This window comes from Pannonibacter sp. CBAS1226 (assembly GCF_055685825.1).
Window position 1 is genome coordinate 43,160 of record NZ_JBVOUO010000004.1, and the last position, 22,864, is coordinate 66,023.

The 22,864-nt window shown below is 61.0% G+C and carries 18 protein-coding genes and 1 tRNA gene; 15 read left to right on the plus strand and 4 right to left on the minus strand.

The features are described 5' to 3' along the window. Nucleotides 1-14 precede the first annotated feature (14 nt). Entirely contained in the window at nucleotides 15-2,666 is a 2,652-nt protein-coding gene (locus tag AC0CMF_RS12850; protein WP_472481866.1) for an excinuclease ABC subunit UvrA, read from the minus strand. A 4-nt stretch (nucleotides 2,667-2,670) separates the two neighbouring features. Next, on the minus strand, nucleotides 2,671-4,005 hold the full coding sequence (locus AC0CMF_RS12855) for a replication-associated recombination protein A (RefSeq protein ID WP_472481868.1): 1,335 nt from the start codon (nucleotides 4,003-4,005) through the stop codon (nucleotides 2,671-2,673). A 334-nt stretch (nucleotides 4,006-4,339) separates the two neighbouring features. On the opposite strand from AC0CMF_RS12855, the gene AC0CMF_RS12860 reads away from it, so the two are divergent. From AC0CMF_RS12860 to AC0CMF_RS12870, 3 genes are all read left to right on the plus strand, one after another. Next, entirely contained in the window at nucleotides 4,340-4,603 is a 264-nt protein-coding gene (locus AC0CMF_RS12860; RefSeq protein ID WP_472481869.1) for a DksA/TraR family C4-type zinc finger protein, read from the plus strand. A 263-nt stretch (nucleotides 4,604-4,866) separates the two neighbouring features. Further along, complete coding sequence (locus AC0CMF_RS12865; protein WP_472481871.1) at nucleotides 4,867-5,157, plus strand: metal/formaldehyde-sensitive transcriptional repressor; 291 nt, start codon at nucleotides 4,867-4,869, stop codon at nucleotides 5,155-5,157. A gap of 167 nt (nucleotides 5,158-5,324) precedes the next feature. Beyond that, on the plus strand, nucleotides 5,325-6,245 hold the full coding sequence (locus AC0CMF_RS12870) for a LysR family transcriptional regulator (RefSeq protein WP_472481872.1): 921 nt from the start codon (nucleotides 5,325-5,327) through the stop codon (nucleotides 6,243-6,245). A gap of 48 nt (nucleotides 6,246-6,293) precedes the next feature. Here AC0CMF_RS12870 and AC0CMF_RS12875 read toward each other — a convergent pair whose 3' ends face one another. Then, nucleotides 6,294-6,968, minus strand: a complete 675-nt coding sequence (locus AC0CMF_RS12875; protein WP_472481873.1) for an SDR family NAD(P)-dependent oxidoreductase — start codon at nucleotides 6,966-6,968, stop codon at nucleotides 6,294-6,296. Between the two features lie 177 nt (nucleotides 6,969-7,145). Here AC0CMF_RS12875 and istA point away from each other — a divergent pair, with 177 nt between their 5' ends. The 11 genes from istA (at nucleotide 7,146) to AC0CMF_RS12930 (ending at nucleotide 20,385) form a co-directional block, all read left to right on the plus strand. Continuing rightward, nucleotides 7,146-8,660, plus strand: coding sequence for an IS21 family transposase (gene istA, locus AC0CMF_RS12880; protein ID WP_066110602.1), 1,515 nt, complete (start codon nucleotides 7,146-7,148; stop codon nucleotides 8,658-8,660). Continuing rightward, nucleotides 8,647-9,375: an IS21-like element helper ATPase IstB gene (gene istB, locus AC0CMF_RS12885; protein WP_066110604.1), complete on the plus strand. Its 729-nt coding sequence runs from the start codon at nucleotides 8,647-8,649 to the stop codon at nucleotides 9,373-9,375. Before istA ends, istB begins: the two co-directional genes overlap by 14 nt. A gap of 507 nt (nucleotides 9,376-9,882) precedes the next feature. After that, a complete protein-coding gene (locus AC0CMF_RS12890) occupies nucleotides 9,883-11,094 on the plus strand; it encodes a glutathione-independent formaldehyde dehydrogenase (RefSeq protein ID WP_472481875.1) in 1,212 nt (403 codons plus the stop codon). Nucleotides 11,095-11,442: 348 nt separating this feature from the next. Continuing rightward, nucleotides 11,443-12,552, plus strand: a complete 1,110-nt coding sequence (locus AC0CMF_RS12895) for an S-(hydroxymethyl)glutathione dehydrogenase/class III alcohol dehydrogenase (RefSeq protein WP_472481876.1) — start codon at nucleotides 11,443-11,445, stop codon at nucleotides 12,550-12,552. Between the two features lie 51 nt (nucleotides 12,553-12,603). Beyond that, complete coding sequence (locus AC0CMF_RS12900; RefSeq protein WP_472481877.1) at nucleotides 12,604-13,002, plus strand: VOC family protein; 399 nt, start codon at nucleotides 12,604-12,606, stop codon at nucleotides 13,000-13,002. Nucleotides 13,003-13,143: 141 nt separating this feature from the next. Then, a complete protein-coding gene (fghA, locus tag AC0CMF_RS12905) occupies nucleotides 13,144-13,974 on the plus strand; it encodes an S-formylglutathione hydrolase (protein ID WP_472481878.1) in 831 nt (276 codons plus the stop codon). Nucleotides 13,975-13,994: 20 nt separating this feature from the next. Continuing rightward, nucleotides 13,995-15,329 carry an NAD(P)/FAD-dependent oxidoreductase gene (locus tag AC0CMF_RS12910; RefSeq protein ID WP_472481879.1) on the plus strand — a complete coding sequence of 445 codons (1,335 nt, stop codon included), beginning with the start codon at nucleotides 13,995-13,997 and terminating at the stop codon, nucleotides 15,327-15,329. After that, nucleotides 15,322-16,644, plus strand: coding sequence for a DUF3422 domain-containing protein (locus AC0CMF_RS12915; protein WP_472481880.1), 1,323 nt, complete (start codon nucleotides 15,322-15,324; stop codon nucleotides 16,642-16,644). Before AC0CMF_RS12910 ends, AC0CMF_RS12915 begins: the two co-directional genes overlap by 8 nt. Nucleotides 16,645-16,798: 154 nt before the next feature. Then, nucleotides 16,799-18,775 (plus strand): excinuclease ABC subunit UvrB, encoded by a 1,977-nt coding sequence (gene uvrB, locus AC0CMF_RS12920; protein ID WP_472481881.1) that lies wholly within the window; start codon nucleotides 16,799-16,801, stop codon nucleotides 18,773-18,775. A gap of 165 nt (nucleotides 18,776-18,940) precedes the next feature. Continuing rightward, nucleotides 18,941-19,372, plus strand: coding sequence for a DUF488 domain-containing protein (locus AC0CMF_RS12925; RefSeq protein WP_472481883.1), 432 nt, complete (start codon nucleotides 18,941-18,943; stop codon nucleotides 19,370-19,372). 101 nt (nucleotides 19,373-19,473) lie between these two features. Beyond that, nucleotides 19,474-20,385: a LysR family transcriptional regulator gene (locus tag AC0CMF_RS12930; RefSeq protein ID WP_472481885.1), complete on the plus strand. Its 912-nt coding sequence runs from the start codon at nucleotides 19,474-19,476 to the stop codon at nucleotides 20,383-20,385. Between the two features lie 11 nt (nucleotides 20,386-20,396). Here AC0CMF_RS12930 and AC0CMF_RS12935 read toward each other — a convergent pair. Then, nucleotides 20,397-20,473 (minus strand) — tRNA-Arg (locus AC0CMF_RS12935). A 569-nt stretch (nucleotides 20,474-21,042) separates the two neighbouring features. On the opposite strand from AC0CMF_RS12935, the gene AC0CMF_RS12940 reads away from it, so the two are divergent. Then, the gene (locus AC0CMF_RS12940) at nucleotides 21,043-22,674 is read left to right on the plus strand and encodes a cryptochrome/photolyase family protein (RefSeq protein ID WP_374630014.1); all 1,632 of its coding nucleotides are present in this window, start codon (nucleotides 21,043-21,045) and stop codon (nucleotides 22,672-22,674) included. The last annotated feature ends 190 nt before the right edge of the window (nucleotides 22,675-22,864 follow it).

The window sequence follows — 22,864 nt, forward strand, 5'->3', positions numbered from 1 at the left end:
GTTGGCACGCTGAACTACCCGGCCCGCGCCAGTTCCTGCGCAAGAAACGGCGCCGTCCGGCTACCGGACGTTCGGGCTACCTGCTGGGGGGAGCCAGCCACGACTATCTTGCCGCCAGCATCGCCAGCACCTGGCCCTACATCAATCACCCAGTCGGCCTGCGCAACCGCGCGCATCTCGTGCTCGATCATGACCACGGTGTTGCCGGCATCGACCAGGCGCTGCAATTGCACTAAAAGCCGGTCTGCGTCCGAGGCGTGCAGCCCGGTGGTTGGCTCGTCAAGCACGTAGAGGCTGCGGCCACGTTGGCTCCGCTGAAGCTCGGTCGCCAGCTTGATGCGCTGCGCTTCGCCACCGGACAGTTCGGTGGCCGGCTGGCCCAGGCGCAAATAGCCCAGCCCGATCTCATGCAGCAATTGTAGCGGCCGCGCCACCGCATCCTCGCCTGCGAAGAAATCGCAGGCCTCGTCCACGGTCATGGCCAGCACCTCGGCGATGTTGCGCCCATTCCAGCGCACCTTGAGCGTGGCCTCGTTATAGCGTGCGCCATGACAGGTCGGGCACGGCGCATAGACGCTGGGCATGAACAGCAGCTCCACACTGACGAACCCCTCGCCCTCGCAGGTTTCGCAGCGGCCCTTGGCGACGTTGAACGAAAACCGTCCGGCGTCGTAGCGGCGCTGCCGCGCCTCCGGGGTGGCGGCGAACAGCTTGCGCACATGGTCGAAAAGGCCCGTATAGGTCGCCAGGTTCGAGCGCGGCGTGCGCCCGATCGGCTTCTGATCCACCTGCACCAGACGCTGCACGGCGTCCACATCGCCGGCCAGATGACCGCCGGTGGTCTCGATGATCGCCACCCCTTCGCCAGTGCCGCTTTCGGCTGCATCGTCCTCGGGTTCGTGGCCCAGATGCAGCAGCACCAGTTCCGGCAGGGCCTGGGCGACAAGGCTGGATTTGCCCGATCCGGAGATGCCGGTAACAGCGGTCAGCACGCCCAGCGGAATGCGCGCATCCACCCCGCGCAGATTGTGGCGATGGATGCCTTGCAGTTCCAGCCAGCCGGAGGGCGCGCGGCCTCGACTACCGGGCGCGGAAATCTCATCGAACAGGTAGCGCGCAGTCCGCGATTCCGCGATCCGGCGAAGGCCGTCCGGCTCACCGCTATAGAGCACGTGCCCCCCATGCTCTCCGGCATCCGGCCCCACATCCACCAGCCATTGCGCGCGGCGCATCAAGTCGAGGTCATGCTCCACCACAAACACCGAATTGCCCGCGTCGCGCAGTCTATCGAGAGCATCATAGAGGGCTTGGCTGTCGGCAGGGTGCAGACCCGCAGAGGGCTCGTCCAGAACATAGACGACGCCGAACAGCAGGGAACTCAACTGCGTGGCCAGCCGCAGGCGTTGCAGCTCGCCTGCCGAAAGCGTCGGCGTGGCCCGGTCCAGCGTCAAATAGCCTAGGCCCAGTTCGCGCAGTTGATACAGCCGCGCCATCACGCCACCGGCAATGCGCTGCGCCGCGAGGCGCTTTTCTTCCGAGAGCGCGGAGGTACGGCGCACGTCGGGCGATACCGCATGAACCGCCCTGCCGGAGGCCGCCCGTTCGGCCCGGTCGCGCTGGGTCGCCTCCTTGTCCGCAGCTGCCCCCGCCGCATGGGCGCTGAAATCGCCCTGCACGATGGGGTCAATCAGGGCCGCCAACTGGTCCAGGGGCATTTGCATGAACGTGCCGATATCCACCCCGGCGAAGGTCACCGCCAAGGCCTCGAGCTTGAGCCGCTTGCCGTGGCAGGTGGGGCACGGCTTGCCTTCCATGAACCGGGACACGCGCTTGCGCATCAAGGCGCTCTGCGTGTTGGCGAAGGTGTGAAGCACATAGCGCCGGGCGCCGGTGAAGGTGCCCATATAGCTCGGTTCCAGCTTGCGCTTGAGCGCAGCCTGGGTTTCAGCGGGTGTAAAGCCCGCATAAACCGGCACCGTGGGCGTGTTCTCGGTGAACAGAATCCAGTCCCGGTCCGCCTTGGGCAAGTCCTTCCAGGGCCTGTCCACATCGTAGCCCATGCTGACCAGGATATCGCGCAGGTTCTGCCCCTGCCAGGCAGGCGGCCAGGAGGCGATTGCCCGTTCACGGATTGTCAGGGAGGGATCGGGCACCATGATGGCCTCGGTCACCTCGTATACATGGCCCAGGCCATGACAGGTCGGACAAGCCCCTTGCGGCGTGTTGGGGGAAAAATCCTCGGCGTAGAGCATCGGCTGACCGGCCGGATAGGCACCAGCGCGCGAATACATCATCCGTACCAGGCTCGATAGCGTAGTCACGCTGCCCACGGAGGAACGTGCGTTGCTGGCACCGCGCTGCTGCTGCAACGCAACCGCCGGCGGCAATCCCTCGATCGCATCGACGTCGGGAACGCCGGCCTGGTCGATCAGGCGTCGTGCATAGGGGGCTACTGACTCGAAATAGCGCCGCTGCGCCTCTGCAAAAATGGTGCCGAAGGCGAGCGAAGACTTGCCGGAACCCGAGACACCCGAGAACACCACCAGAGCATTGCGCGGGATGGAGACATCCACGTCCTTGAGATTGTTCTCGCGCGCGCCGCGCACTTCCACGAGGCCGCTCGCTGCTGCGGTGCAAGAAGATTCGCCGAAAGAAGGGTTTGGCATGGCCTTATTTCTGTCCTGTCGTTGGCAGAGCGTCCGCGTCATGTTCTGCCGCATCATCGAGCGAACGCAGCCAGGCGAACCGTTCTCCCAGCCTGCGCTCGACACCCCGATCCGTTGGCTGATACCAGCCCGGCCGCGTCACACCTTCGGGGAAATAGGTTTGGCCGGCCGCGTAACCGTCGGGCTCGTCATGGGCGTAACGATAGCCTTCATGATATCCCATCTGCTTCATCAGCCTGGTTGGCGCGTTACGCAGATGAAGGGGAACGGGTTTTGAGCCGCTGTCCTTGACGAACGCCTTGGCCTGATTCCAGGCGGCATAGGCGGCGTTCGACTTGGGGGCCAAAGCGAGGTAGCTCGCCGCCTGGGCAAGCGGTATCTCGCCCTCGGGAGAACCCAGCCTCTCATAGGCCAGCGCGGCATTGAGGGCCAGTTGCAAAGCCTGCGGGTCGGCGTTGCCGATATCTTCGCTGGCCATCACCACCATGCGGCGAGTCACCTGGCTGACGTCGCCGCTGCCGTCGAGAATGCGAGCCAACCAATAGAGGGCCGCGTCGGGGTCCGAGCCGCGCAGCGATTTGTGGAAGGCCGAGAGCTGCCAGTAAAACTCGTCGCCCCCCTTGTCGAACCGGCGTAGGGATGGGCTCGTCGATACCCTGGCAAACTCTCCATCCACCACGGGTTTGCCCGCGCCCGACGCCGCGTTCGCCACCTGTTCGAGCAGGTTGAGGAAACGCCTGCCGTCGCCATCGGCGAAGCCTTTGAGCAAGTCGAGCGCATCCGCATCCAGCGTAACACCCTCAAGATGCGGCAGAGCGCGTTCGTAGAGCTGCTGCAACTCCTCGCCGGAAAGCGGCTCCAGCGTATAGACCTGCGCACGAGAGAGGAGCGCGGAATTGACCGCCAGTCCCGGATGCTCGGTCGTGCCGCCCACCAGCGTCAGAAGCCCCGACTCAACATGGGGCAGCAAGGCATCCTGCTGCGCCTTGTTGAACCGATGAATCTCGTCAACGAACAGCACGGTCGATCGGCCATGATTGTCCAGTTCCGCCTGAGCCTCGTCGATGGCCTGCCGAATGTCCTTCACCCCGGCAAGCACGGCCGAGATGGCGATGAACCGGCTGTCGGTCACGCGGGCGGCCAGACGTCCCAGGGTGGTCTTGCCCACGCCCGGCGGTCCCCAGAGGATGAACGAGTGCAGCCTGCCGGACTCGAAGGCGAGGCGCAGCGGTTTTCCCGGACCCAGCAGATGCCGCTGCCCCACGAATTCATCGAGCGATCCGGGGCGCAGGAGTTCCGCCAAAGGCGGTCTGGGCTTTGTCGTGAACAAGTCAGTCAAGATCGCCTCATGGGTCATTGCATCGAATGGCGCAGCGTTCGCACGCCACACCGAATCCACCAGCCGCTTGCCAACAATAACAATACTGGGTTCTACTATATAGTATACGTATTCTAAGGCGCAACCTTCCAATCTCATCCTTTCGTTGCGCGCATCGTCGAGACGCCGCCCGACAGTGCTGCGGACGGCGAGCTCCGCTGGAGAAGTCGAGCAGGCAACTGTCAGAGCTCTTGATACTGGGAGGGGGTATTCCTAAATGTTCGTAGCTGGGTTATTCGGGCTCCGCGCGCCCATGCAATCATTGACCCTCTCATACGCTTTGAAGGAACCGGAAATGGCGAACGGATGGGGACCCGAAGGCGGGGTTCAGGACCAGATTGACGCTACTGTAAGGGATGCGCTCTCAGCGGCACGTTCTCGACTTCCCTTGGGAGACGGTACCGTCGAATGTGAGGTGTGTGGAGAGGAAATCCCGCTGAGACGTCGCCAAGCCATTCCAGCAGTCAGGACATGTATTGCTTGCCAAAGCGAACGCGATAAACGACCAACTTTCTCCGCGATCAACCGCCGCGGCAACAAGGATAGCCAACTGCGTTGAATCGGAGGTGTAGATAGGCTTTCGGTCAGGTTGCTGGGGTGGAAGTGGATTGTCATGGTCGCGTGACTGTCAACCATCGATCCGAATGGCTCTCTAAACCGCCTGGAATTCTCGCGCGAAGGTGCAAGACGGGTCCTGTGGCTTGGCCGCATCCAAAGGCCTCGCACCGGGAAGTCGGCGTCCACCTGATAAAGGCGTGGACATCACACGTAGATGAACATATCTCCTGTATAGTATGCCTCAGCGCCGAACAGGAAGATTTGATGCCATACACACCAGAAGAGAAAAGTCGGGCCGTCACTCGCATTCGTCGTATCAGGGGGCAGGCCGAAGCGCTTGAGCGTGCGATCCAAGCCGGGACCAGCTGCGCAGCATTGCTTCAGCAGATCGTGGCGATGCGTGGCGCGACCAACGGCTTGATGGCCGAAGTGATGGAGAGCCATCTTCGGGAAACCTTTGATCCCCAGATCAAGTCCAAAGTCTCTCCAAAAGCCACTGATTACGACGAAGACCTTGAAGGCGTGATGAAGATCTTACGAACCTATCTCAAATAGCGTATCCCTGTCGTTACGAATTGCGCTTCTTACATAAGTATTTGGCTTGCTTTCATTAGACGCTTGGGGCTTCCAGCCCTGCAACAGGTCGACTGTTTCTGCGAAGGGATTTTGAGTTTGACAACTGGTGCTTCTCGCCGTTCCAGCATACCGCATAGGAAGTGTCTATGATCGTGAGAAATTTTGGATACCTGCTTGCGCTGTATCGCGAGGAGCACTTCGGCAGAGCCGCCAAGAGCTGCAACGTATCGCAGCCCACGCTTTCCGCCGGCATCAAGCAGCTCGAGCAAGACTTGGGCGTGGAGATCGTGCGGCATGGTCGGCGTTATGACGGGCTCACCTTGGAAGGTGAGACCGTGCTGGCTTGGGCGAAGAAGATCGAGAGCAACTGCGAGGGGCTGGAGCGCGACCTTTCGGCCCTCAAACGTGGGCTTGAAGGGCAATTCCGCTTAGGCCTTCTGTCGGGTACGTCGGTCGTGGCGCCGATCCTCAGCCTGGCCCTCGCTGAAAGGATGCCTCTTCTCGAACAATCCATTTGCGCGACCCAGCTCTCGTCGCTGACCAAAGCCTTGCTGGCGCATGAAATGGACATGGCGCTGGTCTATCTCGAAGACGTTACAGAGGAGGACTTCGATACGCACCTTCTCTACCGAGAGCAGATCGTCGTTTTCCAGGTGACCAGAGACCCGCTGCCGCGACAGGTCTCATGGGATCATGTCGCGAGTCTGCCCCTGTGCATCTTGGACTGCGCACTACCCAAAGCCGCGCAATCCAAACTCGGGCACTGTGCTGCCAAGACGATCAAGACCAACAATGTCGATGTTCTTGCCGCCCATATCGCGACTGGCCGGTATGCGACCGTTCTTCCACAATCGCTCGGAACCTATTTCAAGCGGATTCCCGACATTCAGGCAGTTGAAATCATAGACGAAGGCGCGGACGCCGCTGTTGGGTTGGCCACGCTCAGAAATGAGCTGAAATCGACGCCTTCGACCGCACTTTTGGAGATAGTCCGCTCTCCCGAAACAATGGCTTCGATACAGGACGCTCTGGATCTGTATCGCCGGCTTCAACCCGAAGGGAACTGACCGACCGTTCATGCCGTCGCAACGTGGCATGAACGGTCGTGCGGTCCACTATTCCACGTAGATCATTTTCTTGGTCATCCCGCCATCGACGACAAGCGTTTGCCCTGTAACAAAGCCGGCAGACGCCAGATAAAGCACGGCCTCGGCAATGTCCCGGGGGCGGCCAACGCGGCCGACCGGATGCTGCGCCTCGTCCTCGGCGCGCAGATTTGTGTCGTTCGTGATCCAACCAGGTGCGATTGTATTGACCCGGATTTTCGGGCCAAGTTGCACAGCTAGCGCCTGCGCGAGTGCCACCATGCCACCCTTTGCCGCGGCATAGGCAAAGTCGACGCCTTCCGACATCAGCGCGCGCGTGGAAGCCATCATGACAATCGAACCGCCGTCGGTGAGTAGGGGCCATGCCGCTCGCGACATCAAAAAGGCCCCTGTCAGATGGCTACCGATAGTGTTGTTCCACTGTTCGAGTGAGGTGTCCCCGAACTGCATGAATGTGTCGTAGACAAGCCCGCCATTGTTGACGAGCAAGTCCAGTTGATCCCAGCCAAGGGTACGAAAAGCCTCGGTTACGGATTTTTCGCTCGAAAGGTCGCAATGAATCTGCTGGCCGACCGCCCCTTCCTTCAGATCGAAGGAAGCGACCTCCCATCCATCACTCAACAAGGCGGAACATATCTCCTGACCGATCAGTCCAGACCCTCCTGTTACAATCGCGCGCCTCATAGGGACTCCTTTCTGTTGGGGAATGATAACTAGACTGACCGCATTCCGCCAACACAACTAATGCCTGTGGACCGGCGTGCAAAAGGGACCCCGTTAGCGGGGTGATCGGCGTCTAAAAGGGACCCCTCATTCTGATGGTGTAGCAGGCTGCCTGGTTTTCCAGGTGGTGAGATCGGGATGTTGGTGGTGGAGACGGTTGTTCGGATACGGCGGGAGCACGCGAGCGGGAAGGCGATCAAGGCGATTGCGCGCGATCTGCGGCTGTCGCGCAAGGTGGTTCGCAAGGCGATCCGGGCGCCGGAAGGCGCGTTCGATTATCGCCGCACGGTTCAACCCCTGCCCCGGCTTGGGCCGTTCCAGGAGCGGCTCGACGTGCTGCTGACGGAGAACGAGGCCCGGCACAGACGCGATCGACTGCGGATGACGCGGATCCATGACCTGCTTTGCCGTGAGGGGTTCGAGGGATCCTACGACGCGGTCCGGCGCTACGCCCGGCGCTGGACGGAAGCGAGGCGCAAGGATGCGGGTGATGGGGCGCCCGCGTTCATCCCGCTCATGTTCAAGCCAGGCGAGGCCTACCAGTTCGACTGGAGCCACGAGGATGTGGAGATCGCGGGCAAGCCGATGCGGGTGAAGGTGGCGCAGATGCGGTTGTGCGCGTCGCGCGCGGTCTACGTCAGGGCCTATCCGCGCGAGACGCAGGAGATGGTGTTCGACGCCCATGCGCGCGGCTTTGCCTTCTTCGGCGGCGTTCCCCTGCGCGGCATCTACGATAACATGAAGACCGCGGTCACCACCGTGTTCGTCGGCAAGGAGCGGGTGTTCAACCGCCGCTTTCTGGTCATGGCCGATCATTACATGGTCGAGCCCACGGCCTGCTCGCCGGCGGCGGGGTGGGAGAAGGGTCAGGTTGAACACCAGGTGCAGACCATCCGAGGCCGCTTCTTCCAGCCTCGCCTGCGCTTTGCCAGCATCGAGGAGCTCAACGGGTGGCTGGAAGCTGAGTGCCTGCGCTGGGCCGCAACGCACGCCCATCCCGAGCAGAAGGAGCTGACCGTCGCCGAGGCGCTGGAGCTCGAGCGGCCAGCCCTGCAGCCGATGCTGGCGCCCTTCGACGGCTTCCACGAGACCACCCATGCCGTGACCGGCACGTGCCTGATCAGCTTCGACCGCAACCGCTACTCGGTCATGGCCAAGGCGGCGCGGCGGGCCGTTCAGGTCCGCGCCTATGCCGACCGCATCGTCGTGCGCCTAGGCGACGAGGTAATCGCCGAGCATGCCCGGCACTTCGGCCGCGACCGGACGATCTATAATCCCTGGCATTACCTGCCAGTGCTGGCGCACAAGCCTGGGGCCTTGCGGAACGGCGCACCCTTCCAGGGGTGGGACCTGCCACCGGCACTGACGCGGTTGCGGCGCAAGCTGGGCGGCGGTGATGACGCCGACCGCCGCTTCGTGCGCGTGCTGGCATCGGTAATGACCGATGGCCTGGAAGCGGTCGAGGCCGCGATCCGGGAGGCGCTTGATAGCGGTGCCGTCAGCGACGAGGTGATCCTCAACATCCTGGCCCGATACCGGGACCCGCCATCCGAGCGCCCCCTGGATGTGGTCGCCGATCTCAAGCTCAGCCACCCGCCGATCGCGGACTGCGCGCGCTACGATACGGTGCGAGGCCTCCATGCAGCGGCATGAGATGATCGAGGCGATGCGCTCACTCGGCCTCAAGGGCATGGCAGGAGCCTTCGACGAGGCGGTCACCACCGGGTTGCAGCGCAAGCGCACGACCCACGAGATCCTGACCGACCTGCTGCGCGCCGAAGCCGCGCATCGTCATGCCGCCTCGATCCGCTACCGCATGACCGCAGCCAAGCTGCCGGTAATCAAGGACCTCGACGCCTTCGCGTTCGAGGGCACCCCGATCAACGAAGAGCTGGTGCGCTCCCTGCACGCAGGTTCGTTCCTACCCGGTCGCCGCAACATCGTGCTCATCGGCGGCACAGGGACCGGCAAGACCCATCTGGCCACTGCGATCACCGCCAGCGTCGTGCGTGCCGGGGCCCGCGGGCGCTACTTCAACACGGTCGATCTCGTCACCAGGCTCGAGGAAGAAGCCCGCATCGGCAAGGCCGGCGCCATCGCCGCGCAGCTCAGCCGGCTTGATCTCGTGGTGCTCGATGAACTGGGCTATCTGCCGTTCGCCCGATCCGGCGGGCAGCTCTTGTTCCACCTGATCAGCAAGCTCTACGAGCAGACCTCGGTCATCATCACCACCAACCTCGCCTTCGGCGAGTGGCCCACCGTGTTCGGCGATCCCAAGATGACCACCGCGCTGCTCGACCGCATCACCCACCATTGCGATATCGTCGAGACAGGCAACGACAGCTGGCGCTTCAAAAACCGCAGCTGACCCAGCCAGAAAACCGCCTTCGCGCTGCTGACGCCTCCGGTCGGGCTACGCCCTCCCTACGCCGCCAGCAGCGCGAAAACCGCGCCCAGCATCAACCACCCAACATCTCAGCAAGGGGGTCCCTTTTGCGCGCCGATAGGGGGTCCCGATTGAACGCCGATTGACACTAATGCCGGACGAATGTGCGTGGAAGGCGCCCGATGAACCTTAACTGCCCCTTCTCTTCGACAGGCGTTATGCCGCTGCGTATGAGAGATGTTATATCATTATATTATGTCGTGGCCGTCATCATCCCGCGGCGTGTTCATAGAAATTTCTGATCCTGGGATAGAATCTTCGAGTTTGCCGCGATGAAGATGCGAGGGCATCCTCCCTCTACGTTAGTGATGAGCCCCTCAACGTCGTTATTGTGCGGTGTCGAAGTTGCGCGACTCGGCAGATCGTGACGCGTCAACTTTTATTCTCATCAATGCTGAGGGGCGGTGAAAGAAACGTAGGAGATATCTGATGGCTACCGGCAACCGGATCGTAACCTTCGAGAAGCCGATGGAAATGAAGGTCAACACCTTCAAATTCCCGGAGCTGATTACCCCGCAGGGCAAGAAGGCCCCGCACGGCGCCATTCTCAAGATCGTCACCACCAACATCTGCGGCAGCGACCTTCACATCTACCGCGGTACGTTCGAAGTCCCCAAGGGGATGACGATGGGCCATGAGATGACCGGCGAGGTGATCGAGGTCGGTCCCGACGTCGAGTATATCAAGGTCGGCGACATCGTGTCCGTCCCCTTCAACGTGGGCTGCGGGCGCTGCTACAACTGCAAGCACATGCGCTCTGATGTATGTGAAAATACCAATCCTGAGATCGATTGCGGCGCATACGGCTTCAATCTTGGTGGCTGGACCGGTGGGCAAGGGGACTATCTCTTCGTTCCCTATGCGGACTTCAATCTGCTGGCTTTCCCCGACAAGGATGCGGCCATGGAAAAGATTCGCGATCTGACGCTTCTTTCCGACGTACTGCCGACCGCATTCCACGGCTTCGCCGCGCCCGACTGGCCGGCGCAACCGGCCTATATCGTTGGCGAAAATGTTCTGATCTTCGGGGCCGGGCCTGTTGGCCGTGCGGGCGCCGCCTGCGCGAGACTCCTCGGCGCCGGCGCCATCATCGTTGCTGACTTCATTCAGGAGCGGCTCGACCTGCTCAAGCCCCACGGCATCGAAACCATCAATCTTTCAGACGGGGTGCCGATCGAGGATCATCTCGAACGTATCACGGGTAACCGCGAGGTCGATCGCGTGATCGACTATGTGGGGCTCGACTGTCGCGGGTTTGGGCCGGATTCCGACAAGATCGTGGAGAACGCCGTCACAAACGCGCTCCTGAAATATGTCCGCTTCGGGGGGATGACCAGCACCGTCGGCGTTTACTGCCCCAATCCGGTCTCCAAGGATCCGCTCGCCAAAAAGGGCACCATGGAAGTCGATTGGGCCAGTGGCTGGATCAAGTCGCCGCGGATGTCGGCGGGGCAGTCGCCAACGGCAAATTACAACCATGCCCTCATGCGTGCGATCTTGAATGATCGGATGCCCTATCTGACCCCCATGATGAACATCAAGTTCATCACCCTGGAGGATGCCCCGGCGGCCTACAAGGAGTTCGATGACGGATCCGCATTCAAGTACGTCATCGATCCCCATGGCTCGGTGAAACACTGATCCTCAGAACAACCCGAATGTCTCCCGATCATGATCGGGAGACATTCGGGATTCGCAGGCCGACAGGACGGCTTGATACAAGAATGGCAATCTCGGCTTTCCGATAGCTCCCCCGCCAGATCGACAAGCCAAACCGTTCCGGACCGCAGCATCGGTCAAATGCTGCGGTTTTCCGAGTCCCGTCGCGCCCCGTCGCTCGCTGGCAATCCTTGATCTTGACACCCTCTTGCATACTGGCATGGAGTATATTATCCATACCCCAAGCCAGTATGCGTGACCCGCGAACCGATATGTCGGAACGGGCCTTGCGACCGGCAGTCAGATTCAACCAACGAGGGGAGTCCCAAGATGAAATCTCGCGCCGCTGTTGCCTTCGAGGCAGGCAAGCCACTCGAAATCGTCGAGATCGACGTTGCGCCGCCCCGTAAGGGCGAAGTGCTGATCAAGGTGACGCATACAGGCGTATGCCACACCGACGCCTTCACGCTGTCCGGAAACGATCCGGAGGGCATTTTCCCGGTCGTTCTCGGTCACGAGGGCGCGGGCATCGTCGTCGAGGTCGGTGAAGGCGTCACCAGCGTTAAGCCGGGCGATCACGTCATTCCGCTCTACACCGCCGAGTGCGGCAAGTGCGAGTTCTGCACTTCGGGCAAGACCAATCTCTGCGTAGCGGTTCGTGAAACGCAAGGTAAGGGCCTGATGCCTGACGGCACCACGCGCTTTTCATACAATGGCCAGCCCCTATACCACTATATGGGCTGCTCAACGTTCAGCGAATATACGGTCGTCGCCGAAGTCTCGCTCGCCAAGATCAATCCCGAGGCGAATCCCGAGCATGTCTGCCTTCTCGGCTGCGGCGTCACCACCGGCATCGGCGCGGTCCACAACACCGCCAAGGTTCAGCCGGGAGACTCGGTTGCCGTATTCGGCCTGGGCGGTATCGGTCTCGCAGCGGTCCAGGGCGCGCGTCAGGCAAAGGCGGGTCGCATCATCGCCATCGACACCAACCCCTCCAAGTTCGACCTTGCGCGTCAGTTCGGCGCGACCGAGTGCATCAACCCCAAGGACTATGACAAGCCGATCCAGCAGGTGCTGATCGAGATGACGGGCTGGGGCGTCGATCACACGTTCGAGTGCATCGGCAACGTCCATGTAATGCGCGCCGCGCTCGAAGCTGCGCACCGCGGATGGGGCCAGTCGATCGTCATCGGCGTGGCCGGCGCCGGGCAGGAAATCTCCACCCGTCCGTTCCAGCTCGTCACGGGCCGCGTCTGGAAAGGATCGGCCTTTGGCGGCGTCAAGGGACGGACCCAGCTTCCCGGCATGGTCGAAGACGCCATGAAGGGCGAAATCGATTTGGCGCCCTTCGTCACCCACACCATGGGTCTGGAGGAGATCAACGAGGCGTTCGACCTGATGCACGAGGGCAAGTCGATCCGCACCGTAATCCACTACTGATCCGTCGCTCCCGTTCTTTTCAATCAACATCAGATATCAAGGAAATTCCACATGACCAGTCCTGTTATCTCGGGTGACGGCATCTTCTCGCACGTCTTCCTCGGCGCCGCCGACATCGACCAGTCGGCCGCGTTCTACGATGCCGCTCTGGGCGCTCTCGGCATCACCAATCTCGGCCCCTTCGGCAACGGTTGGGTTCTGTACGGTCGCGACAAGCCGGCTTTCATCATTGCCCGCCCCGGCAATGGCGAAGCGCCCTCCAGCAATGGCGCGACGGTAGGTTTTGCTGCTGCCACTCCCGCCGAAGTGGATGCTTTCCACGCCGCTGGCCTCGCCGCTGGCGGCACCGATGAGGGCCAGCCCGGCCCGCGCGGCCACCTGCCGGGTGCCTATGCGGCCTATCTGCGCGATCCCGCGGGCAACAAGATCTGCTCATACAGCTTTGTCTAAAGCGTGGAAGGTGAGCGCGATACTCGCCGCCCTATGACTGGCTGTCGCCGGCGCTGAAAGACGCTCTCGCGCCTTGCCCCAAACAGCCAAAAGCAACAGGGCTTCGTTCGTCCCTCCAACCGTCGATGCAAGGAAAGAAACATGGAACGTGTCGAACATCACGCCAGCTTCGGCGGTTGGCAGGACGTCTACGAGCATGAGTCGATCAGCCTGGGCTGTTCGATGAAAGTTGGCGTCTATCTGCCTCCTCAGGTGAAGGAGAGCAGCGTGCCGGTGCTCTATTGGCTGTCCGGCCTGACCTGCAACGAGCAGAACTTCATCACCAAGGCGGGCGCGCAGCGTTTCGCCGCCGAGCATGGGATCATGATCGTCGCGCCGGACACCAGTCCGCGCGGCGAGTTCGTCGCGGACGACCCCGCCTATGATCTGGGATTGGGGGCCGGCTTCTACGTCAACGCGACACAAGAACCATGGGCCGCGCACTTCCGCATGTATGATTATATCGTCAAGGAATTACCCGCGCTGATCGAAAGCGTGTTCCCGGCCGATGATCGGCGAGCGATAGCGGGACATTCCATGGGCGGGCATGGCGCACTCGTCGCGGCGTTGCGCAATCCCGGGCGCTATCGCAGCGTATCGGCCTTCTCGCCTATCGTAGCGCCAAGTCAGGTGCCATGGGGCCAGCGCGCCTTCGCGACCTATCTTGGCGGCGACCGTGACGCATGGAAGCAATATGACGCCATCGACCTCATCAAGACGGCGCGCGAGCGCCTGCCGCTGCTGGTCGATCAGGGGCTTGATGACGAGTTTCTTGACCGCGAGCTTCGCCCCGACTTGCTGGAGGCGGCGTGCAAGGCTGCGGACTATCCGCTGACGCTCCACCGGCGGGCCGGATACGACCATAGCTATTATTTCATCGCGAGCTTCATCGGCGATCATATCGCTCATCATGCCGCGGCGCTGTCCCAATGACCGCGCCGGCATCTTCGACCATGCGCGAAATCGCATCCAGCCATGACTCTGGCTCCGGTCGCCATCATGTGGTGGTCGTGGGAGCCGGCTTCGGCGGACTGGAAGTCGTACAGAGGCTCGCCGGAAGCGGTGTCGACGTCACCCTTGTCGACCGCCGCAACCATCACCTTTTCCAGCCGCTGCTCTATCAGGTCGCAGGTGCCTCGCTGTCGTCGTCGGATATTGCATGGCCAATCCGCGCACTGTTTCGCAAGCGCAAGGACGTGCGCACCTTGCTCGGCGAGGTTCGGGATGTCGATACGGACGGGCGGCGGGTCATTCTGGAGGACGGCTCGGCGCTCTTCTACGACACGCTCGTCATCGCGACGGGGGCGACGCACTCCTATTTCGGGCATGACGAATGGGGACCTTTCGCCCCCGGCCTGAAATCGCTCGAAGACGCGACGACCATCCGTCGCCGTGTCCTGCTGGCTTTCGAGGAAGCCGAGCGCGAAACCGATCCCGCCCGGCGGGCCGCCTTGCAAACTTTCGTCATCATAGGCGGCGGCCCGAGCGGCGTGGAGCTTGCCGGCACGATCGCGGAACTCGCTCATCTGACACTTGTGCGGGATTTCCGGTCGATCAACCCGAACGCCACGCGGGTCGTACTGATCGAAGCGGGGCAGCGCCTCCTTCAAGCCTTCCCGGAAGACCTATCGGCCTATACCCGCCAGGCGCTCGAAAAGCTCGGCGTCGACGTCAAGCTAGGCGCGCCGGTCACGGAATGCTCGGCCGACGGCGTCATGGTCGACGGCCAATCCACCCCGGCCGGAACGATCCTGTGGGCGGCGGGCGTGCAGGCTTCGCCGGCTGCGCGCTGGCTGGATGCCGAAGCCGACCGCGCTGGTCGCGTGGTCGTCGGACCGGACCTGACCGTGCCAGGTCGTTCCGATATTTTCGTGATCGGCGATACCGCGGCCTCGACGGGGGCCGATGGGAAGCTCGTTCCCGGCCTTGCGCCGGCCGCCAAGCAGGAGGGGCAATATGTAGCCCGGCTCATCCGCCAACGCCTGAAGGGGGTGAATGTCTCAACGCCCTTCCATTACCGCCATCAGGGCAATCTGGCAACGATCGGCAGCCGCCTTGCCGTGGTCGATATGGGACGCTTCAAACTGCGCGGTACCCTGGCATGGTGGATGTGGAAGCTCATTCACATTTATTTCCTGATCGGAGTGCAGAACCGGCTTAGTGTTGCGCTAAGCTGGTTGTGGACGCATGGTATGGGATATCGTGGTTCCCGACTGATTACTTATAACAACTTCGATCGTCACGGAGCGGCAAAGAAGAGCGACAAGGAAGGACCGTCAAATGAGTGAAGAGGGCAGCGCTCCTCATGATGATCAGACTGTCTATGGTATGCCAGCCTATGGAAACAGGCAGGTCGCCATCGACGAGGTTCATGCCCGCCCATATCTCCTAATCGAGTCGCCGCGTGCTCTGGTGCAACTCGCCTTCATGAACGAAGGCAATATGACGAAGGATCGCGAGACGCTGGCGGAAATATCGCGGCGGACTGGGGCGCCGCTGCCGGATCAGAGCACTGCCCTTCACGGCCTGACATTCGAGCAGGGCGATCTGCATTGCGAAAAGCATGCTGAGTTCTCCACCTACCTGTGGTGCGCACCTCTTGACCCTGAGACCGGGAATCCGGTGGGCGAGGATCCGTTCAAACACGGCTTCGCGCCGCCTGGGCAGATCGTGTGCGGTATACGGCTGGACGTGGTGGCGTGGACGGACGAAACCGCGACATACATAGATCGCTTCGATCCGATCAGCCGATGCCACTCACTTGTCGAGGAGGGGATGGCCGATATCATCACCGATTTTCGCCAGGATAGCGACGGTCTGACGCGCATTCTCATCCTCGATCGTGGACTGACGCCGATACGGCTTGGCGCGCTGGCGCAGCGGCTTCTGGAAATCGAAACCTATCGGACGCTTGCCCTTCTCAGCATCCCGCTGACCCGCCTGCGCGGACCGCATCTCCGCGACATCGAGAAGCGTCTTACCGCCATAACGGATGAGATGCGCACGTCCGCACGCCGCAACAGCGAGGAGTTGCTTTCCAGATTGACGGACCTGTCGGCCGAGCTTGAGGCCGATACGGCGTCGAGCCTCTACCGCTTCGGCGCCAGCCGCGCCTATTATGAAATCGTCGAGGAACGGCTAACCGCACTCGGCGAGACTTTCGTCCCCGGTTGCTATCGTTGGCGCAGCTTCTTGCATCGCAGGATTGCCCCCGCGATGCGGACCTGCCGTTCCATCGAGGAGCGGCAGGCCAGCTTGTCCGACAAGCTGGCGCGCGCCACCACGCTCCTGCGGTCCTGGATCGATGTGCAGCTCGAACGCCAGAACAGCGATCTGCTGGCCTCGATGAACAATCGGGCCAGGCTGCAACTGCGGCTTCAGCAGACCGTGGAAGGCCTGTCTGTCGCTGCGATCTCCTATTATGTGACCAGCCTGCTCTACTATCTCATCAGGGGAATTCCAGGATTTCACGACGTCTTGGCACCCGAGTTGGCGCTCACCCTTCTGGTTCCTGTTGTCGTCCTTGCGATCTGGTGGACCGTTCGGCAGATCAGGCATTCTCACAGCGATCGTGCAGTCCCGCCCCCGAAGGATCAGATATGACCCGACAAGCTTCTTCTGGCGTAACGGGCGCGTGCAGGGCGATTGCATCGAAAGGCCGGGGGTTCGCCCCGGCCACCAGGCACTGTTCCGGCCCTGGCGGCCGCAATAGCGAGCACACGTTAAACATAGCCTGATTTTGGCAGGAGGATTTCCAATGTCTACCGGCGTGTTCATTTTGCACTCTCAATATACCCCTTCGGGCGATCAGCCCGATGCCATCGCACGGCTGATCTCAGGCATCGAAGAGGGGGCGCATCATCAGACCCTGAAGGGGATCACCGGATCGGGCAAGACCTTCACGATGGCGAACGTGATCCATCGCTTGAAGCGGCCCACCCTGATCCTGGCACCGAACAAGACGCTGACCGCACAGCTTTATGACGAGATGAGGCAGTTCTTTCCTGAGAACGCGGTGGAGTATTTCGTTTCATACTATGACTACTTCCAGCCGGAAGTATATCTGCCGGGCAGCGATCGGTTCATCCCGAAAGATTCCGCGATCAACGACCATCTGGAGCGCCTGCGTCTGTCCACGACGAAATCGCTCATCGAGCGTCGAGACACCATCGTCGTCGCTTCGGTGTCGTCCATCTATGGAATGGGCGATCCCGACGATTATCGGGCATTGCAGGTTCCGCTCTCGCCGGGCGCGAGGTTGAGCCTGAACGAGCTTCTTCATGGCTTTGCCCGATTGCAGTATGATCGTACCGAGCACAAGCTGAAGCGTGGAACCTATCGCGTTACCGGCGATGTGGTCGAGGTCTTTCCAGCGGATTCGGAATACAAGGCCATTCGCCTCAGGTTGTCGAATGGCGTTATCGAGACCCTTGACTGGATCGACGCAGCTACCGGACGACAACTGGAGAGCATCGCTCACTATCTTGTCTCGCCGAAGACGGTTCTGGCAGCCTCGGCAAGCCAGGTGGAAACCGCCGCCACGGCGATCCTTGAAGAGATGGAAAGGCGTGTCGCTCAGTTGAACAGCGAAAACCGCCATGTGGAAGCGGAACGACTATATGAGCGGATTACGAACGACGCCGAAATGCTGCGGCAGGTCGGATACTGCTCGGGCATGGAAAACTACGCCTGCTATCTGAGTGGCCGCGATCCCTCCCTTCCTCCGATCACCTTGCTCGACTACCTCCCGAAGGACGGCCTTCTGTTCGTCGATGAATCCCATGTGATGATTCCGCAGATCTCGGCCATGTATAGCGGCGATCAGAGTCGCAAGGACACGTTGATCGAGTTCGGCTTCCGTCTGCCGTCCTCCAAGAACAATCATCCTCTGAGCTTCAGGCAGTTCGAGGCCATGAAGCCGCAGACGATCTTCGTTTCCGCAACCCCTGCCGCATATGAGCTGAATATTTCGCAGGGTCGCGTCGTTGACCAGATCGTGAGACCCACCGGCCTGCTGGACCCTGAAGTCGAAGTCCGTCCCTGCGAGGGAGACATCAACGATCTGCTGCGCGAGATTACCGAGCGTGCGGCCAGGAACGAGCGGGTGCTGGTGACGACGCTCACGAAGGTCGCCACGGAAAATCTTCATGCCTTCCTTGAAAGCAAGGGCGTTCGGGCGCGGTATCTGCACTCCGATATTAAGACGGAAGACCGGATCGAGATCATAAACGGCCTTCGCGCCGGCGAGTTTGACGTCCTGATCGGCATAAGTCTCTTGCGCGAGGGACTGGATATTCCCGAGGCATCCTTGATCGCGATTCTCAACGCAGATCGCGCAGGGTTCCTACGAACGGCACCGACTCTGATTCAGATGATCGGCAGAGCCGCCAGGAACGTCAACGGGAAGGCGATCCTTTACGCTGATGTGGTGACACCGGCAATGAAACAGGCAATGGATGAAACAATCGATCGAAGGCAGCGTCAGATTGCCTTTAACGAAGAGCATGGTGTCACCCCCTCTTCATCCATCCGAAAACTCGCCTCCGAGCAATCTCCGGCGGCCGAACCTTCAGTTCACTCGGAAGCGTTCTGTGCCAACCTCTCGGAGCTTTGTGATCGGATTGGCGAGGCGGAGCATCGTCTGCTGTCCGCCGTCGACACCGGCGACGACGCACTGGCGGAAGAGATTCGCCATCGCCTGGACAAGCTATATGGCCAGTTTATCTATCTATGATCACATTAGACGTGGATCGGTTCCTGAAGCGTTCTGGCCACCCGCTGAAGTACATTCATTCATGATCAAAGAGGTATTTTTCCTGGAACGATGGTTCGTCCGACGCAAATGCGGGCTTCGGCAGCGCAGATCCGTGAGGCTGGGGATCTCGGGTAGATAAGGACGATGAGAATATTCACCATTGGGTTCACCAAGTCATCGGCTCAGCACTTCTTCACGAGGTTGAGAGACTCTGGCGCCAAACGTCTTGTCGATGTTCGCCTCAATAATGTTTCACAGTTATCAGGCTTCGCGAAGCGTGACGACCTGAGATATTTTTCCGAAGCCCTGTGTGGAATGGAATATGAGCATCTGCCGGAACTCGCACCGACGAAGGATATGTTCGAAGATTACAAGGTAAGAGGGGGAGACTGGAACAGTTATGCCGCAAGATTTCTGGATCTGATATCGCGACGCCGGATCGAGATGATCGACAAGGAGAAAATTGAAGGTGGATGCCTGTTGTGCAGCGAGGACAAGCCGCACCACTGTCACCGACGACTTGTTGCAGAACACTTAGCAACAAAATGGCCTAGCGTTGAGATCGTGCATCTCTAGAGCATGAACAAAAGACGGCAGGAGATAGGCCCTGCTCTCTGTTCAACAGGGTGCCAGACCGACAGCCGCCGTCTCAATCACATGCGGGAGGATTTCGCTGTATGAACGAAGCTGCCCTGCGGCATTTGAAGTATGTACTCAAGGTCGTCGAACTGGGTAGCATGCGGAAGACCGCGCACGCCCTGAGCGTTCAGGAGTCTACCGTTAGCAGAAACATTGCCGCCATCGAACAACGCCTCGATCTGCTCTTGTTTGAGCGCCACAATAACGGCGTCAGACTGACCGCTGCCGGACGGGACTGGATCGAGGGCGTGCGCGAACATTATCGCGAGCTTGAGGCGGCGCTCAGCCAAGGCACTCAGCAAACAAAACATAACGACCTACTTCGCATCGGCCTCAGCACACCGTTCGGTCGCGAGTTCCTTGTCCGTCTCATTGATCGGTTCGAAAAGCGCTATCCGCGCATTGCCGTCACGCTTCAGGATGGTTCATGCCGCAACCATACAAACGCCATCCGTCGTCGCCATCTGGACATAGCCTTTATGTGCGGCGGCTATGAAACTAGACCCTGCCGGCGTGAAGATATCTGGAGTGAAGGCCTGGTCGCTTTACTGCCGGCCGATCACCGCCTTGCCAGAAAGGAAACCTTGACTTGGAGCGATTTTGCTGGGGACCGGCTGCTCGTACCGCAAGGCGCTGACGGTCCATTGCTCGAGCCTTGGCTTACAGATCGCATCTCCGCCGGAGAACGGGCACCCGTTATCGAACAGTGTCAGGCCTGTCAGGCCACGATCGTTCTGAAAGTGCAGATTGGCAGTGGCTTTACCGTCACCGGGAAAAGCTTTGCCGACGCCATCGATATCACTGGCACAGTATGGCGGCCAATCGTCGGACCGGACAGCATCGGCACGATAAGCGCCGTCTGGCTCGATACCAATCCCAAACGCGCAGCCCTGCATCTGCTCGGCATCGCCAGAAATATGGCGATCGAGCTGGAGCAAAAATCAAGTTGAAGGAAAATGGGTGGCGCACCCATCAGGATTCGAACCTGAGGCCTCTACCTTCGGAGGGTAGCGCTCTATCCAGCTGAGCTATGGGTGCCTACTGCTTACGCAGTGCTTACGCGGTTTTCGAGCGAGTGTTAACCCCTAAAATCAAGACTCGCAAGTTACTGTTTTACTTCCGTTTTTTAGCGTTGCCGCAAGCGCAAATGGACTTGACATCTGCCTTCGGAGGGCAGCGCTCTATCCAGCTGAGCTACGGGTGCTGACCGGGCGCCGGTTGGGACCGGCCGGTTCGGTTCTGATACAGGAATGAAACCGTCTCGGCAACGGCTTTTCTGTTCTCTCGCGTGGATAGCAGGAAGGCGCAGAGTTGCGAGGTTCCGGCAAGACCTTGCGGCCTCATGCATATGCCGGGTTCAGGCCGCCCTTGTCCTGCGGCACGCGGCCCTGTTGGCGGCGCGGTGGGCTCCTCCCGTCAGTCAAGCCGGCAAGGAAAGGCTTGTGTCCATCTTCCGGCCATGCGGCGATGTTTCTTCGCCCGTACCAGTGATACAGCGCTGCGCCGGTTGCGTAGAGGTGGAAAAGGGAGGGGGGCTTGCCCGATCTCTCGCCATGCCCCCTCCGGCACCCTGCGGCGGCAGGGCCTGCCGGACAAAAGAGCTGCCCATGCCCCATCTGCCGGAAGCTGACGCCGCAACTGCCCGTAACTCTACCTTTGCGGATGCTCCGGCCTTTGCCGCTGCCCTTGCTGCTGAACCGCATGTCCAGGCAGGTCCGGTGGAGACGCTTGTGCCCGTGCTGGGTGACCAGCTGTCGCTGAACCTGCCCTCGCTTGCCGCCGCAGACAGGGAGCGGTCTGTGGTGCTGATGGCGGAGGTGATGCGCGAGGCGAGCTATGTTGGTCATCACAAGCAGAAGATCGCCTTCATCTTCTCGGCCATGCGCCACTTTGCCATTGCTCTGCGCAAGGCCGGCTGGCGGGTGGACTACATCACGCTGGAGAACCCGGACAATACGGGCAGCCTTGCCGGAGAGGTGCAGCGGGCAGCTGCCCGCCATGGCTGCGGCAGGACCCTCGCCACAAAGCCCGGGGAATGGCGGGTGCTGGAGGACATGAGCGGCTGGGGCGCATTGACCAGATGCGAAACCGTGCTGCTGGAGGACACCCGCTTCCTCTGCCCGCTGGATGAATTTGCCGCCTGGGCGGAAGGGCGCAAGCAGCTGCGCATGGAATATTTCTACCGCGAGATGCGGCGCAAGACCGGCCTTTTGATGGAGGGAGACGAACCGGCAGGGGGGCGCTGGAACTTTGATGCGGAGAACCGCAAGCCGGCGGAAGGCAGCCTGTTTCTGCCGCGGCCCTTCCGGGCCGTGCCCGATGCGGTGACGCAGGAGGTGCTGGCGCTGGTGGCTCAGCGCTTTGCGCAGAATTTCGGGCGGCTGGAGGGCTTTGCCTATGGCGTGACGGCGCAAGACGCGCAAGCAGCGCTGGAGTGGTTCCTGCGCGAGGCGCTGCCTTGCTTCGGCGACTATCAGGACGCGATGCTCAAGGGCGAGGCCTGGCTCTATCATTCGGTGCTCTCGCCCTATCTCAACACCGGGCTTCTCGATCCGCTGGAGGTCTGCCGCCGGGTGGAGGCCGAATGGCGGGCCGGGCGGGTGCCGCTCAATTCGGCCGAAGGCTATATCCGCCAGATCATCGGCTGGCGCGAATATGTGCGGGGCCTCTACTGGCTGAAGATGCCCGGCTATACGGACGAAAACGCGCTGGCAGCGCACCGGCCCCTGCCGGCCTTCTACTGGACGGGCGAAACGGACATGCTCTGTCTGCGCGAGGCCATCACCCAGACGCGCGACACAGCCTATGCCCATCACATCCAGCGGCTGATGGTGACCGGCAATTTCGCCATGCTGGCTGGGATCAACCCGCGCGAGGTGCATGAATGGTATCTGGCGGTCTACATCGACGCTTTCGAGTGGGTGGAGGCGCCCAACACCATCGGCATGAGCCAGTTTGCCGATGGCGGACTGCTCGGCTCCAAGCCCTATGCGGCGGGCGGCAACTACATCAACCGCATGTCGGATTATTGCGGCAGCTGCCGGTATGACGTGAAGCAGCGGACGGGGCGTGATGCCTGCCCGCTCAATGCGCTCTATTGGGACTTTCTGGTGCGCAATGGCGAAAAGCTGCGCGGCAATCCGCGTCTGGCACAGGTCTTCCGCACCTACGACAAGATGGGAGAAGAGGCCAAACGCGATCTGCACCGGCAGGCTTTCGCTTTTCTCAAGGCGCTTTAACACCGGGGCATGCGGGAGGCCGGCGCCTCACGCCTAGAAATTGCTCAGGCGCCGCAGGGGCTTGAGCAGACCCTCTTGAGCCAGGCGCATTGAAGCTTTTGCATAATTCCTGGGCAGTCTGAAGCAGATGAAAAAAGCCGCGCCCTTCGGACGAAGGTGCGCGGCTCAAGTTTTGTGCACATGGCCCCAT